Raw genomic sequence first — 15,107 nt, forward strand, 5'->3', positions numbered from 1 at the left:
GTTTATGGAGCGGATACGCAACATACAACGCCAATCTGACCATCCGGGGAATCTAATCGCCTGTAGTACTTCGCTGTGGCGTGGACAAATGCAAGTGCCCGATGCTTGGTGAATACGATGCCAATAAGCTGAGCCGCACTCCAGAATGTCCTCTCTGACGCAGCTCTCGCAATACCTAAACGAGGCGTGTTGGAGGAAACGCGATGCTGTAATGCCCAAGGCCATCTTGAGGCCTGTACCTCGATTACCTCCCATTAGAACGGCAGCATCGCGGCCCTTCTCGTCGTCCAAAAAAGGCAGAAAAAGCGGTAAAAGCGTGAAGCGCTCGATCAGCTCTCCTACAGAGAAGGCGCCTCTGAGACGTTCAGACAGAGCCTCTAAGCAGCACGGCAGGATGGAACCGCAGGTACGCGAGTAGCTACCGAACAGCTCTTGGCTGGTCGCTCGGTATCCCTGATTCGCTGCTAGCTTGTGATAGCGCACGGCCAGGCTATAGAGCGACTCATCCGGAAACGGCTGGGGGAAGAACAGAAGGTTAGCCACTGCCCTGAGCTCCCCTGCGTCAAATTACCAGGAAGAATCCCTATCCACCCAGCCGCGCTGTTCGAGCTGAGCCTGAAGGTCTTCGTCCTTCGAAAAATGCACGTTAGTTAACGCGCCGTCAGCAACCGGTACGACCGTACGACTCGGAGCCTTCGGCACCGATTTTTCCTTTGCTAGAGGTGAAGGTGCTATTGCGGTCTGTGTAAGTAGCGAAAGATGAGCCCGGTCCGCCCGGCGAGCCAAGTCGTAGCTCATCATCTGAGCGATTTGGTCTTTTGTAGGCATCATGTCCTCGAAATCAGCAATCTGAAGAGGATCACCGCTTCGAAGGGCCTCGATGGGCTTGTGCAAAAGCCTCATTTGATTGTCATACACCTGCTGAAGCACGGCTGGCGTAATGGCGTCGATTCCTTCCCAAATAACATGACGCTGCGCAAGCATAAGCAGTTTCGCTAGGAAATCTGTATTGCCCTGGGTGAGATCATAGATCTTGGACAGGAGGTCACTCGTCAGGGGAGCGCAAGATTCCGTCCAGTCATAGGCCCAGAGTTGGGACACCAAGTGATGCCAAAACGGATCGTCTTCGCTGAAACGGTCAAAGGCGATTGGTCCCATCCCCGCCGCTCTTCGGGCATTACGCAACACACCAGAAAAAAGCGGAAGCATTGCGTTGGTCCCTACATAGACAAGCGGAACGCCCGCATCATTGGATAAAGTTACGAAGAAATTCAGTAACTTTTCCCGATCCTGCCCCCCTCGCGACGAGCAAAGATGCTGCATTTCATCAATTATCAAAGCACCGATAAAAAAGGTTTTGCACAGCTGACTGATGTGCTGGAGCATTACGCTGATGCTGTTGGCGGCACCGCCCCTGCGAGAGTATTTTTCGACACCTAACGCAGCGTCCAGTGCAGAGAAGAATGCTGCGCAAAAACCGCGCAACGAGCCATCGTGAGGGCACTCAATCTTTAGCCACACAACCTGGGTTTCGATGAGAATCGCGTCTTTATATCTGCTGTGACTGATCACCTGCGGATAAAGCCTTGCTATGGAATTAAGCGCTGTGGTCTTGCCCATACCACTCAAGCCAATCAGGGTCATCGTCTCAGCGGTGGACATGAATCCATGGCGCTTGGCATCTGCTGAGGAAGGCAATCGATGCCTAACAGATGAGGCCAACAGCGGATTGCGGCCCGAATAGCCGTAGCGGATCAGCTGGCTGAATAGGTCTTCGAGGCGCAAGTGGATTTCGAATGGAACCACAACATCTTTGAGCCGGTTGATCCCATGGCCGCGAAGCTTCGGTGGCAACGCTCGTTCGGCCTCGTCGGGCTTCGGCGGAAGGTTCCCAACACGCCTCACCACATCAACATCCGAGAGAATTCTAGGCAAGCATTCAATCAGCGGGTTGCCATCATATTGAGGCATGCCTGTAGGAATATATTCTGCGGGGGAGAAGGTCAAATCGTTCATGTCTCTGTCTCGCTACCCTCGCTGACTACCAGTTTCAGAAACGCCGCGCTTCTTGTGGAACTGGGCCTGCCGGTGACTGGCCTAGAATTTTCTCCCGCAAGGGGCGTGTGATCCACAACGCGTAGCTGATTCAGATCAGCGGTATGGGAATCGCGCTCGGTCTGAGCTTCGGTCGCACGCTTGGCACGTTTGTCCCGCTTGAAATCTGCATTCGATTTCGGGTCACCCTGTGCGGCACGTTTGGCTTTGGCCCGGTCAAGGATTTCCTCTTGCCGCCCCCTTACCAGCGCCGCAGTATTGTCACTGTCATAACGGGCATCCGGCGATACTTGGTTCAAGACATGGACCATATCAAGAACCTCCTCCATACGGAGTCCACCATATTTCTGCCGTTGCTGCGGTACAATAGTTAAAGCCTCAAAACCTGCTTCGGACTTGATCCAACAATTTTCAATAGAGTTAGGATCGTAGAATACTCGAACATACTTCGTCCGCAGATTGTGTGAGCGCTCCAACCACTCCTCACGCAAGGCTGTTTGACATGTATATTGGACGCCTTGGAAAACAATACCGCCTCGACTGATACGACACTCTTGAGAGGGCAGTAAAGCAATTTTCAACTCAGCCGGAGAAACCACTTTAGAATTGATAGGACTATTAGCTTTAGACCAATTCCAAACTGCTATAGGCGTCGCTTCTATACCGTCGGCAATCATCTCGCGACTTAATAGGTGTGGTATGCGTAGGCTCTTATTGTGCGCCAAGACCCCTACAATAACCATTTCTGTGAACTCGTCGATATCCAAAATCGCATCGAGTTGGTAGTCCCTATCACCACGCTCCATTTTACGAGCATCTACTCCGCCTGGAACAAATTTCAAGTCCAGGTGTTCATTGATCAGACGGAAGCGGCTTTCGATGATCCCTTTCCAATCAGGCCTAAAGGGGGGCAAAATTTGCACCGCTAGTCCCAAGCTTTGCGACAGCGTTGCCCCAGCCTCACTTAGAAGTTCGGCCCGGTCAGCAACAATTTCGACTGGCAAGTGCGAGCACGGCCAGTCAGCCTCATCTATTTCAACATTGTATCGCTTGCAAAAATCGACCTTTGGGGTGCAAGCATTGTATATCGCGTGTCGAGCCCCATTCCAACTGGGACCCTCAAGGCCCACGTGAATCCCTACAATCATTCTAGTAAAGGTATCGACGACCACATAAAGTATGGGGCGTCCTATGAGCCATAGCCTGTTAACGCGATGCACTAAATATACATCAGCGATGGTGGAATCTATCTCATATCGATGGGTCGCACCCATCAGGCCTTGGGAAGCTGCGCCAACGATAGCACGATGATCTTTGTTGTATCGAACAGAACCGCCACGCACCTTAAGTTTATAAAGATCATCGAAAAAAAGCTTACCGTGATATCTGAGCTGGGTAGTAGTCGGGTAACTGCCGCGTACAATATTCCCTTTCGAGCCGTCTGGCAGAGTCTCTCTATAAAATTTGTTTAACATCCACTTATGTGCATCTTTCAGGGTGCCGCATTTGCCGCTAGCAACCCGCCCGTAAGCCAAACGGATATGAGAGAGATGGCGCGGTTCGAGCGTGATAGCACCACCATCATTGACAACGACACCACGATACTTACGCGGCCTACCGGGGATAATGCCTGAGGATCGATCCTTTTTCTTTCCCCGACCACCGCAAGCACTAGTGTTCCATAGAAACGCGTTAGGTGTCTGCCCCATGCTCCAGTAGCGGTATAGAAGCCGGTATATCTGTTTACGCTCTACTCCTGCCTCTAGGGCATGCCTAGCAACCAGCTTTCCAAAACCCGGTCCAAGAATTTCCAAGGCGGAGCGATCTTCTACTAACCCTCTTATAAGGCTCCAGTTACGATTTCGGCTCGATTTTTCATTTTCACTAATTTCATCATCACTTCTGAGCAGATGTAAGGGCACCATTTCTCGACTTAAGATTGCGCGCCCTGCGTCAATATCGTCAATCAAAACGGACCGCTCGATCTGCCACGGCTTGCTGGGATTCGTACTCAGCTCAATCACAATTACAGAAGCATCATCTATGCCTAAAATCCGAACCGCTTTTTTTAGTAGGCTAGGTTCTTCGCCAGGAGTGACAATGCTGTTGATTTTAAGATCAAGCATGATGGGAAACCTCGTTTGGCAGAGACAAAGCCGCTGACCTTTGATTCGGCCATACGTGCAACGGCTGCGACATGCTTATTATTTTCGAGGTAAGATCTGACTCTAAACGACCGTTCCATAGCAGGTGATGGAAGAGGCGCTTTACCCCCATATATTCAATGTAAAGGTCACGAGACGCTTTATCCAAAAGAATTTTTAACGGTATTTGATCCGTCTTTGCCTCCTCAATGTATCCAAGCAAATTGCCGATGTTCTTCTCCGTCGGTAACGAGGGATGAATACTGGCGTATGTCCTGAGAATCTTGAGGTTCGCTAATTTTATCTTTGAGAGGTTTTCATGCAGGACCAGCTTCCAGTCCACCCCCCTCATTGCCCAGTATTTTTCTTCGATGGCTAGCTTTTCTGCTATTCGATTACGCGCCTGAAGATCAGCTTGCTCAAACTCTTTTCGGTATTTCACTGATCGAGCAGCTAGCCTTGTTTCGCCAGAGGAATCTAAGAAGGTAACGAGAAAGTCCGTCGTCATAACGACAGGTATTTGCGTGCCAGGATATACAGGGTGGCGACAGTTAATACTTGAGGCAATTGCTTGGGTCTCAGCCTGTGTCAGCAGAGGATACTGCTCTCGGATATCGATGATCGAGGCATCGTGCTCAAGTACAGTTAAGTAATCTCGCTCTGCATTGGACAGCAGGTGGTGTGTGCGGTGAATTTTAACTCCCGCGATCATATGAGAGACACCCTTTGATTTGATCTCCCACACTTTGATCCATGGCTTATAGGAATCTCTGACTCCACACCCACGACCCGATTGAATTTTCTTATCTATTTTTGCCTGGGTCATCAGCTTGCGATGTGCAGCCTTGACCGGAGCTATGGGCATGGATGCCATTGTTCGAGTCGCTCAAAATTGGGCGACCCGCTCGACCGGGACGAGGACAGGTGTCGTGCACAGGGGACACCCCAGAGAGCGGGCTAAGCCAGGACAACAGTCACAGCGTTGGGTAGAGGATTGTCACCCGAATCTCCAAGGCCTGGCTCCGGCCCGATGTGCGGTCAGAGCCTGCCTTGTGACAACCTTTATTACGTTGTGACAACCTTTATTGTTTTGTGACAACCTTTATTATTCAAAAACACTGAAGTCCCCCCGCTCACGCGTTACTCAACCGTAACCGACTTGGCCAGGTTACGCGGCTGGTCCACATCGGTGCCTTTCAGCACAGCCACGTAGTAAGACAGCAACTGCAGCGGAATGGTGTACAGGATCGGCGCCAGGGCATCGGCGATGTGCGGCACCTGGATCACGTGGGTGCCCTCGCCATTAGTCATGCCCGCATGTTCGTCAGCGAACACCACCAATTCACCACCACGCGCCCGTACTTCCTGCAGGTTGGACTTCAGTTTCTCCAGCAGTTCGTTGTTCGGCGCAACGGTCACCACCGGCATATCGTTGTCCACCAGTGCCAATGGGCCATGCTTCAGTTCGCCAGCTGGGTAGGCTTCTGCGTGAATGTAGGAGATTTCCTTGAGTTTGAGTGCGCCCTCCATCGCCACCGGGTACTGGGCACCGCGGCCGAGGAACAGGGTGTGGTGCTTGTCGGCGAACAGCTCGGCGATTTTCTCGACGGTGGCGTCCATGGCCAAGGCTTCGCCAAGGCGCGTCGGCAGGCGGCGCAGCTCTTCGACCAGGTCGGCCTCGACACCGGCCGGCAAGGTGCCGCGGACCTGGCCGAGCGCCAGCGTCAGCAGCATCAGCGACACCAGCTGGGTGGTGAAGGCCTTGGTCGAGGCCACGCCGATTTCCGGGCCAGCGAGGGTCAGCAGGGTCAGGTCCGACTCACGGACCAGCGAGCTGATACCCACGTTGCAGATCGCCAGGCTGCCGAGGAAGCCCAGCTCCTTGGCGTTGCGCAGGGCAGCGAGGGTGTCAGCGGTTTCGCCAGATTGCGAAATGGACACAAACAGGGTGTCTGGCTGCACCACCACCTTGCGGTAGCGGAATTCACTGGCCACTTCCACCTGGCAAGGGATGCCGGCCAGGCCTTCGAGCCAGTAACGGGCGACCATGCCTGCGTGGTAGCTGGTACCGCAGGCAACGATCTGCACATTGCGCACTTTGGCAAACAATTCTGCAGCCTGAGGGCCGAAGGCCTGGACCAGAACGTGATCTTTACCCAAGCGCCCTTCCAGCGTGCGCTGAACCACGGTTGGCTGCTCGTGGATTTCCTTGAGCATGAAGTGGCGGTAGTTACCCTTGTCGGCGGCCTCGGCGCCTTCATGGTACTGCACGGTTTCGCGCTGGACTTCGTGCCCGGCCTGGTCCCAGATGGTGACCTGATCGCGACGGATCTCGGCGATATCGCCCTCTTCCAGGTACATGAAGCGGTCGGTCACCTGGCGCAGGGCCAGTTGGTCGGATGCCAGGAAGTTCTCGCCCAGGCCCAGGCCGATCACCAGGGGGCTGCCGCTGCGTGCGGCGAGCAGGCGATCAGGCTGGTGGATGCTGACCAGCGCCAGACCGTAGGCACCGTGCAGGCGTTTCACGGCCGCCTTCAGCGCATCTGCCAGGTTCGGCACGCTTTTCAGGGTATGGTGAATCAGGTGCACGATGACTTCGGTATCGGTCTGCGAGGCGAAGACATAGCCCAGGCCCTTCAGTTCTTCGCGCAGCTCCTCGTGGTTCTCGATGATGCCGTTGTGCACTACCGCTACTTCATTAGCAGAGAAGTGCGGGTGGGCATTACCTTCGGTGGGTGCACCATGCGTCGCCCAGCGGGTGTGGGCGATACCCAGCCGGCCACTCAGCGGCTCGGCAGCAACGGCCGCTTCCAGCTCGCTGACCTTGCCGATACGACGGCGACGCTGCAGCTGGCCGTCCTGGGTGAGCACGGCCAGGCCGGCGCTGTCGTAGCCACGGTACTCAAGCCGCTTGAGGCCTTCGATCAGGATGGCGGTGATATTACGTTCGGCGACGGCACCAACGATTCCACACATGAATTATTGCTCCTGGCTGATCGCGGCACAGATCAGGTTGATGCCGCGGGCTTGAATGTGTTCGCGTGCCGCTGCGGGCAGGCGTTCATCTGTAATAAGGGTATGCACGCTGCCCCAGGGCAGCTCGAGGTTGGGGATCTTGCGCCCCACCTTGTCCGACTCGACCATCACGATCACTTCGCGGGCGACCTCAGCCATTACCCGGCTCAGGCCAAGCAACTCGTTGAAGGTGGTGGTGCCCCGCGCGAGGTCGATGCCATCGGCACCGATGAACAACTGGTCGAAATCGTAAGACCGCAGGACCTGCTCGGCGACCTGCCCTTGGAACGATTCGGAGTGCGGGTCCCAGGTTCCGCCGGTCATAAGCAGTACCGGTTCGTGCTCGACCTCGCTGATGGCGCGAGCCACATTCAACGAATTGGTCATCACCACCAGGCCGGGCTGGCGGCCCAGTTCCGGAATCATAGCGGCGGTCGTGCTACCGCTATCGATGATGATCCGAGCATGCTCGCGTATACGCCCCACCGCTGCACGGGCGATAGCCTTCTTGTAGGCAGAGACCGGTTGCGCAGGTTCGCTGAGCATTTCCTGCGGTACCGGTACTGCACCGCCGTAACGGCGCAGCAGCAGGCCGTTCGCCTCCAGCGCGGCAAGGTCCTTACGAATGGTCACTTCCGAGGTTTCGAAACGCTTGGCCAAGGCATCCACACTCACTTCGCCCAGCTCGCTGAGCATGGCCAGGATGTTGTGGCGGCGTTGAGGGGTGTTTCGTTTCGACATGATCGGTTAAATTTCGTTTCGAAAGATAATGATTGCAATCAAAACCTAAGATGAGCGATTCGTCAAGCTGTGCATAACTTTACTGGCGGCAATTTTTCTTTGGGGAGCGGCGGTGCGACAATCCGACTTGCCCGCAAAGCCGGCACCGCCATGTATGGCACCGGCTTTGCCGGTTTTCGCGGGCTTGCCCGCTCGCACACTGGCCGCGCCTACACATCGGGTTGCATAGCGCACAAAAAAGCCGACTTACTCACATAGGTCGGCTTCGAGGAAAGCAGCTGTGGATAAATCAGCTCTTCTTGATCTTCTCCGGCCGCTTCCAACCTGGGATGTTGCGCTGGCGTGCCCGGGCCACTGCCAGATCACCTGCTTCAACAGCCTGCGTAATGGTAGAACCAGCGGCGGTAGTGGCGCCGGCCTGGATTTCCACAGGCGCTACCAGCGAGTTGTTCGAACCGATGAATACATCCTCACCCATCACTGTCTTGAACTTGTTGGCACCGTCGTAGTTGCAGGTGATGGTGCCAGCGCCGATGTTGGTACGTGCGCCGATTTCGGCATCGCCCAGGTACGTCAGGTGGCCAGCCTTGGCACCCTCTCCAAGGTGAGCGTTTTTCAGTTCTACAAAGTTACCCACATGGGCTTTGGCATCCAGTACGCTGCCAGGGCGCAAGCGGGCAAACGGGCCGGCATCGCTGCCCTCGCCCATCACCGCACCTTCCAGGTGACTGTTGGCCTTGACCACAGCCCCTTTGCGCAGGGTCGTGTTCTTGATTACACAGTTGGGACCGATCTGCACATCGTCCTCGATGACCACTTTGCCCTCGAGTACAACGTTGATGTCGATCAGCACGTCACGACCGACGGTCACCTCACCGCGAACGTCGAAGCGCGCCGGGTCACGCAGGGTTACACCCTGGGCCATCAGGCGACGCCCTTCACGCAACTGGTAGTGGCGCTCCAGCTCGGAAAGCTGGCGACGGTCGTTGGCCCCCTGCACTTCCATTGGATCGTGTGGCTGCTCGGTAGCCACCACCAAACCATCGGCCACCGCCATGGCGATGACGTCGGTCAGGTAATACTCACCCTGGGCGTTGTTGTTCGACAGACGACCCATCCAGTCAGCCAGGCGCGCCGCTGGCAGCGCCAGAATGCCCGTGTTGCCTTCGTTGATCGCTTTCTGCGCTTCGCTGGCATCCTTGTGCTCAACGATGGCGGTGACATTGCCTTGCTGATCGCGAACGATGCGGCCATAGCCGGTCGGGTCCTCGAGGGTGACCGTGAGCAGGCCCAGTTGCTGGTCATTGGCCTTGGCCAGCAACCGCTGCAGGGTCTCCACTTCGATCAGCGGCACGTCGCCGTACAGTACCAGCACAGTATCGGCAGTCAGCGCTGGCAGTGCCTGTGCAACGGCGTGGCCGGTACCCAGCTGTTTATCCTGCATGACGAAATTCAGGTCATCGGCGGCCAGGCGCTCGCGGACCAGTTCGGCACCATGGCCAATGACCACATGAATACCTTGCGGCTGCAGCTGGCGCGCGCTGTGGATAACATGGCCGAGCATGGAGTTGCCGGCGACCGGATGCAGCACTTTGGGGAGCGCCGAACGCATGCGCGTGCCTTGGCCTGCGGCGAGAATAACGATATCGAGGGACATTACTGGCTACCAATCCTGGGCGGTCAGCTGCGTGACCAAAATAGAAATTCGGAAAAAGAAAAAGGGTAGCCGAGGCTACCCTTTAACTCAATCGCACTGGCAGTAAGCGGCCTGGGCCGGATTACTTGCCTCTGCGCATTTGCTGGACAGTACGCAGCTGAGCAGCCGCCTCGGCCAGACGTGCGGCTGCAGCGCCGTAGTCGAAGTCCGAGCCTTTAGTGTTCAGCGCGTTCTCGGCAGCCTTGAGGGCTTCCTGAGCCTGAGCTTCGTCCAGGTCGGCAGCACGTTGCACGGTGTCGGCAAGAACCTTCACCATGTTCGGCTGCACTTCGAGGAAGCCACCGGAGATGTAGAACACCTCTTGAGTGCCACCCTGCTTGGTCAGCGTGATCGGACCTGGCTTGAGATTGGTGATCAGCGGCGCGTGGCCTGGAGCGATACCCAGATCGCCCAGGTTGCCGTGCGCTACTACCATCTCGACCAGGCCGGAGAAGATTTCTCCTTCCGCGCTGACGATGTCGCAATGGACTGTCATAGCCATCTGCTTGCCTCAACCTGATTAGCGCCCCTTGCGGGGCGCCGGGATTACAGTTTCTTGGCTTTCTCGATCGCTTCGTCGATGCTGCCGACCATGTAGAACGCTTGTTCTGGCAGGTGGTCGTAGTCACCTTTGAGGATGCCGCTGAAGCCAGCGATGGTGTCTTTCAGGGAAACGTACTTGCCTGGCGAACCAGTGAAGACTTCGGCCACGAAGAACGGCTGCGACAGGAAGCGCTGGATCTTACGAGCGCGGGCTACCAGTTGCTTGTCGCTTTCGGACAGTTCGTCCATACCCAGGATCGCGATGATGTCCTTCAGCTCTTTGTAGCGCTGCAGAACATACTGAACGCCACGAGCGGTCTCGTAGTGCTCGTTGCCGATCACGTTCGGGTCCAGCTGACGCGAAGTCGAGTCCAGTGGGTCGACCGCTGGGTAGATACCCAGGGAGGCGATGTCACGGGACAGAACGACGGTGGCGTCCAAGTGGGCGAAGGTGGTCGCTGGCGACGGGTCGGTCAAGTCGTCCGCAGGTACGTATACGGCCTGAACGGAAGTGATCGAACCTTCCTTGGTGGAGGTGATGCGCTCTTGCAGAACGCCCATCTCTTCAGCCAGGGTCGGCTGGTAACCTACTGCAGAAGGCATACGGCCCAGCAGTGCGGATACTTCGGTACCGGCCAGGGTGTAACGATAGATGTTGTCGACGAACAGCAGAACGTCGTTACCTTCGTCACGGAACTTCTCAGCCATGGTCAGGCCGGTCAGCGCTACGCGCAGACGGTTTCCTGGTGGCTCGTTCATCTGACCGTAGACCAGCGCTACCTTGTCGAGAACGTTGGAGTCCTTCATCTCGTGGTAGAAGTCGTTACCCTCACGAGTACGCTCACCCACACCAGCGAACACGGAGTAACCGCTGTGTTCCATGGCGATGTTACGGATCAGTTCCATCATGTTAACGGTCTTGCCGACGCCGGCACCACCGAACAGACCAACCTTACCACCCTTGGCGAACGGGCAAACCAGGTCGATAACCTTGATGCCGGTTTCCAGCAGGTCGTTGCCGCCTGCCTGGTCAGCGAACGAAGGCGCTGGCTGGTGGATACCGCGACGCTCTTCTTCGCCGATCGGGCCGGCTTCGTCGATCGGGTTGCCCAGTACGTCCATGATGCGGCCCAGGGTGGCCTTACCAACAGGAACGGAGATGGCAGCGCCGGTGTCGACGACATCCAGACCGCGCTTCAGGCCTTCGGTCGAGCCCATCGCAATGGTACGAACCACGCCGTCGCCCAGCTGCTGCTGAACTTCCAGGGTGGTTTCCGCGCCTTGTACTTTCAGCGCGTTGTAAACACTCGGCACGACGTCACGTGGGAATTCCACGTCGATGACGGCGCCGATGATTTGAACGATACGTCCGCTACTCATAGCTGGATCCTCTGATTTTTTGAACCGTTAAACCGCGGCAGCGCCGCCGACGATTTCCGAGATCTCCTGGGTGATCGCAGCCTGACGCGCCTTGTTGTAGATCAATTGCAGCTCTTTGATCAAATCACCGGCGTTGTCTGTGGCGTTTTTCATGGCGATCATCCGGGCTGCTTGTTCAGCAGCGTTGTTCTCGACCACCGCCTGGTAGACCTGCGACTCCACGTAACGCACCATCAAGCCGTCCAGCAGCTCTTTTGCGTCGGGTTCGTACAGGTAGTCCCAGTGGTGCTTGAGTTCCTGATCCGGGGTTGCCACCAACGGTACCAATTGCTCGACCGTCGGTTTTTGGGTCATGGTGTTGATGAACTTGTTCGAAACCACCGAGAGGCGATCGATACGGCCGTCCATGTAGGCGTCCAGCATCACTTTGACGGAGCCGATCAGATCATTGATCGACGGCTCTTCGCCCAGGTGGCTGATCGCGGCTACAACGTTGCCGCCAAAGATGCGGAAGAAAGTCGCACCCTTGCTGCCGATCACGCACAGGTCGATTTCCACGCCCTGTTGGCGGTTTTCGCTCATGTCCTTGACCAGGGCCTTGAACAGGTTGGTGTTCAAGCCACCGCACAAGCCACGGTCACTGCTCACCACGATATAACCGGCGCGCTTTACAGGGCGCTCGATCATGAACGGGTGGCGGTATTCCGGGTTGGCGTTGGCCAGATGACCGATCACCTGGCGGATACGCTCCGCGTAAGGACGGCTAGCAGCCATGCGCATTTGTGCCTTGCGCATCTTGCTGACCGCCACTTTCTCCATGGCGCTGGTAATTTTTTGCGTGCTTTTGATGCTCGCAATCTTACTGCGAATCTCTTTTGCGCCTGCCATGTATCACCTATCAGGTTAGCAAGCGGGGGCCGGAGCCCCCGCTGCGGCTTACCAGGTCTGGGTGGCCTTGAACTTCTCGATACCGGCTTTCAGGCCTGCGTCGATTTCGTCGTTGAAGTCACCCTTCACGTTGATCTTCGCCATCAGTTCGGCGTGATCACGGTTGAAGAAGGCGATCAGTGCTTGCTCGAAGCTACCGACCTTGGAGACTTCCACGTCAGTCAGGAAACCACGCTCAGCGGCGTACAGCGACAGAGCCATGTCCGCGATGGACATCGGCGCGTACTGCTTCTGCTTCATCAGCTCGGTTACGCGCTGACCATGCTCCAGCTGCTTGCGGGTCGCTTCGTCCAGATCGGAAGCGAACTGGGCGAATGCAGCCAGTTCACGGTACTGAGCCAGAGCGGTACGAATACCACCGGACAGCTTCTTGATGATCTTGGTCTGAGCGGCACCACCTACGCGGGATACCGAAACACCGGCGTTCACTGCAGGGCGGATGCCCGAGTTGAACATGGCCGATTCCAGGAAGATCTGACCGTCGGTGATGGAAATCACGTTGGTCGGAACGAACGCGGAAACGTCGCCAGCCTGGGTTTCGATGATCGGCAGGGCGGTCAGGGAACCGGTCTTGCCAGTGACTGCACCGTTGGTGAACTTCTCGACGTATTCTTCCGAAACGCGCGATGCACGCTCCAGCAGACGGGAGTGGAGATAGAACACGTCGCCTGGGTACGCTTCACGTCCTGGTGGACGGCGCAGCAGCAGGGAGATCTGACGGTAGGCAACGGCCTGCTTGGACAGGTCATCGTAAACGATCAGTGCGTCTTCACCGCGGTCACGGAAGAACTCGCCCATGGTGCAGCCGGCGTATGGCGCCAGGAACTGCAGTGCGGCGGATTCCGAAGCACTGGCAACAACCACGATGGTGTTGGCCAGGGCGCCGGTTTCTTCCAGCTTGCGAACGATGTTGGCAACGGTAGAGCGCTTCTGGCCGACAGCAACATAAACACAGAAAATACCGGAGTCTTTCTGGTTGATGATGGCGTCGATGGCCATGGCGGTCTTACCGATCTGACGGTCGCCAATGATCAGCTCGCGCTGGCCACGGCCGACAGGGATCATGGCGTCGACGGACTTGTAGCCAGTCTGTACAGGCTGGTCTACCGACTTACGCCAGATCACGCCTGGAGCCACTTTCTCGACCGCGTCGGTCTGGGTGTTGCCCAGCGGACCTTTGCCATCGATCGGGTTACCCAGTGCGTCAACGACGCGACCCAGCAGTTCCTTACCAACAGGAACTTCCAGGATGCGGCCGGTGCACTTGGCGCTCATGCCTTCGGCGAGGGTGTCATAGGCACCCAGGATCACTGCACCTACGGAGTCTTGCTCCAGGTTCAGGGCCATACCGTAGACGCTGCCAGGGAACTCGATCATTTCGCCGTACATGACGTCGGCCAGACCGTGGATCCGCACGATACCGTCGGATACCGAAACAACGGTACCTTCGTTACGGGCTTGGGAGCTCACATCGAGGTTGTCGATGCGGCCCTTGATGATTTCACTAATTTCGGAAGGATTGAGTTGCTGCATTGCTCTGCTGCCCCTTCAAACTCAAGATTTCAATGCTTCGGCCAGTTTCGCGATTTTGCCGCGAACAGAGCCATCGATTACCAGGTCACCTGCGCGGATGACGACGCCGCCAATCAGGCTGGCATCCTCCGACGCGTGCAGGCGCACTTCCTGGCCTAACCGTGCACTGAGAACCTTGGCGAGTTTGTCTTGCTGTTCTTGGTTCAACGCGAAGGCACTGGTGACTTCCACGTCCACGGATTTCTCTTGCTCGGCCTTGTAGAGGTCGAACAGGGCGGCAATCTCCGGCAGAAGCAGGAGACGGTCGTTTTCCGCGGCAACATGAATGAAATTCTGTGCCTGTGCATTGAACTTGTCACCGCACACGTCAATGAACGTGGCGGCCTTTTCTGCGCTCGTCAGTCGCGGGGCCTTGAGCAGGCGCTGCATGGTGTCGTCTTGCGACACCGCAGCAGCCAGGCCGAGCATGGCTGACCAATTGGCCAGTTGCTGATGGGCCTGGGCGTGCTCAAAGGCAGCCTTAGCGTAAGGTCGGGCCAACGTGGTCAGTTCTGCCATGATCGCCCTCGCTTAAATTTCAGCGGCCAGTTTGTTAACCAGCTCCGCATGCGCGTTTTGATCGATTGTGGCGCCAAGGATCTTTTCAGCACCGCCAACGGCCAGGGCACCCACTTGGGCACGCAGGGCGTCTTTAGCACTGTTCAGTTCCTGTTCGATCTCGGCCAGAGCCTGAGCCTTCACACGGTCAGCTTCGACGCGGGCCTGTTCACGGGCTTCCTCGACAAGCTGAGCAGCGCGTTTCTTGCTTTGCTCAATGATTTCGGCTGCCTGTGCCTTAGCTTCACGCAGTTGCTGACCCGCTTTTTCTTGGGCCAGCTCCAGGTCGCGAGCTGCGCGGTTGGCAGCGTCCAAGCCGTCGGCAATCTTCTTTTGGCGCTCTTGCAGAGCAGTGATGACCGGAGGCCATACGTACTTCATGCAGAAGAGTACAAAAATCAAGAAGGCAACGGATTGGCCAATCAGGGTTGCATTAATATTCACGCCAACACCTC

The 15,107-nt window shown here is 56.5% G+C and carries 13 protein-coding genes; all 13 read right to left on the minus strand.

The features are described 5' to 3' along the window. Positions 1–543 (minus strand): TniQ family protein (locus GYA94_RS12615; RefSeq protein ID WP_174824180.1); only part of this gene is annotated, 543 nt, incomplete at its 3' end. A gap of 24 nt (positions 544–567) precedes the next feature. Further along, positions 568–2,016 (minus strand): ATP-binding protein, encoded by a 1,449-nt coding sequence (locus tag GYA94_RS12620; protein WP_013974898.1) that lies wholly within the window; start codon positions 2,014–2,016, stop codon positions 568–570. Then, a complete protein-coding gene (locus GYA94_RS12625) occupies positions 2,013–4,181 on the minus strand; it encodes a TnsB C-terminal domain-containing protein (RefSeq protein WP_013974899.1) in 2,169 nt (722 codons plus the stop codon). Before GYA94_RS12625 ends, GYA94_RS12620 begins: the two co-directional genes overlap by 4 nt. Next, positions 4,174–5,073 carry a TnsA endonuclease N-terminal domain-containing protein gene (locus tag GYA94_RS12630; protein WP_049798467.1) on the minus strand — a complete coding sequence of 300 codons (900 nt, stop codon included), beginning with the start codon at positions 5,071–5,073 and terminating at the stop codon, positions 4,174–4,176. The genes GYA94_RS12625 and GYA94_RS12630 overlap by 8 nt, the downstream gene beginning before the upstream one ends. Positions 5,074–5,339: 266 nt before the next feature. Then, complete coding sequence (gene glmS / locus GYA94_RS12635) at positions 5,340–7,175, minus strand: glutamine--fructose-6-phosphate transaminase (isomerizing) (protein ID WP_054914016.1); 1,836 nt, start codon at positions 7,173–7,175, stop codon at positions 5,340–5,342. Positions 7,176–7,178: 3 nt separating this feature from the next. Further along, positions 7,179–7,958, minus strand: coding sequence for a DeoR/GlpR family DNA-binding transcription regulator (locus GYA94_RS12640; protein WP_174824181.1), 780 nt, complete (start codon positions 7,956–7,958; stop codon positions 7,179–7,181). A 286-nt stretch (positions 7,959–8,244) separates the two neighbouring features. Continuing rightward, positions 8,245–9,612 (minus strand): bifunctional UDP-N-acetylglucosamine diphosphorylase/glucosamine-1-phosphate N-acetyltransferase GlmU, encoded by a 1,368-nt coding sequence (gene glmU / locus GYA94_RS12645; RefSeq protein WP_161892416.1) that lies wholly within the window; start codon positions 9,610–9,612, stop codon positions 8,245–8,247. 121 nt (positions 9,613–9,733) lie between these two features. Continuing rightward, complete coding sequence (locus GYA94_RS12650; RefSeq protein ID WP_029886844.1) at positions 9,734–10,153, minus strand: F0F1 ATP synthase subunit epsilon; 420 nt, start codon at positions 10,151–10,153, stop codon at positions 9,734–9,736. A gap of 44 nt (positions 10,154–10,197) precedes the next feature. After that, positions 10,198–11,574, minus strand: coding sequence for a F0F1 ATP synthase subunit beta (atpD, locus tag GYA94_RS12655; RefSeq protein ID WP_009684662.1), 1,377 nt, complete (start codon positions 11,572–11,574; stop codon positions 10,198–10,200). 27 nt (positions 11,575–11,601) lie between these two features. Beyond that, the gene (gene atpG / locus GYA94_RS12660) at positions 11,602–12,462 is read right to left on the minus strand and encodes a F0F1 ATP synthase subunit gamma (protein ID WP_161892417.1); all 861 of its coding nucleotides are present in this window, start codon (positions 12,460–12,462) and stop codon (positions 11,602–11,604) included. 48 nt (positions 12,463–12,510) lie between these two features. Next, positions 12,511–14,055, minus strand: coding sequence for a F0F1 ATP synthase subunit alpha (gene atpA / locus GYA94_RS12665; RefSeq protein ID WP_009684664.1), 1,545 nt, complete (start codon positions 14,053–14,055; stop codon positions 12,511–12,513). A 21-nt stretch (positions 14,056–14,076) separates the two neighbouring features. Beyond that, a complete protein-coding gene (locus GYA94_RS12670; RefSeq protein WP_003253191.1) occupies positions 14,077–14,613 on the minus strand; it encodes a F0F1 ATP synthase subunit delta in 537 nt (178 codons plus the stop codon). Between the two features lie 12 nt (positions 14,614–14,625). Beyond that, positions 14,626–15,096, minus strand: coding sequence for a F0F1 ATP synthase subunit B (locus tag GYA94_RS12675; protein WP_003253189.1), 471 nt, complete (start codon positions 15,094–15,096; stop codon positions 14,626–14,628). Between the last annotated feature and the right edge of the window lie 11 nt (positions 15,097–15,107).

The organism is Pseudomonas juntendi (genome assembly GCF_009932375.1).
Lineage (GTDB): Bacteria > Pseudomonadota > Gammaproteobacteria > Pseudomonadales > Pseudomonadaceae > Aquipseudomonas > Aquipseudomonas juntendi.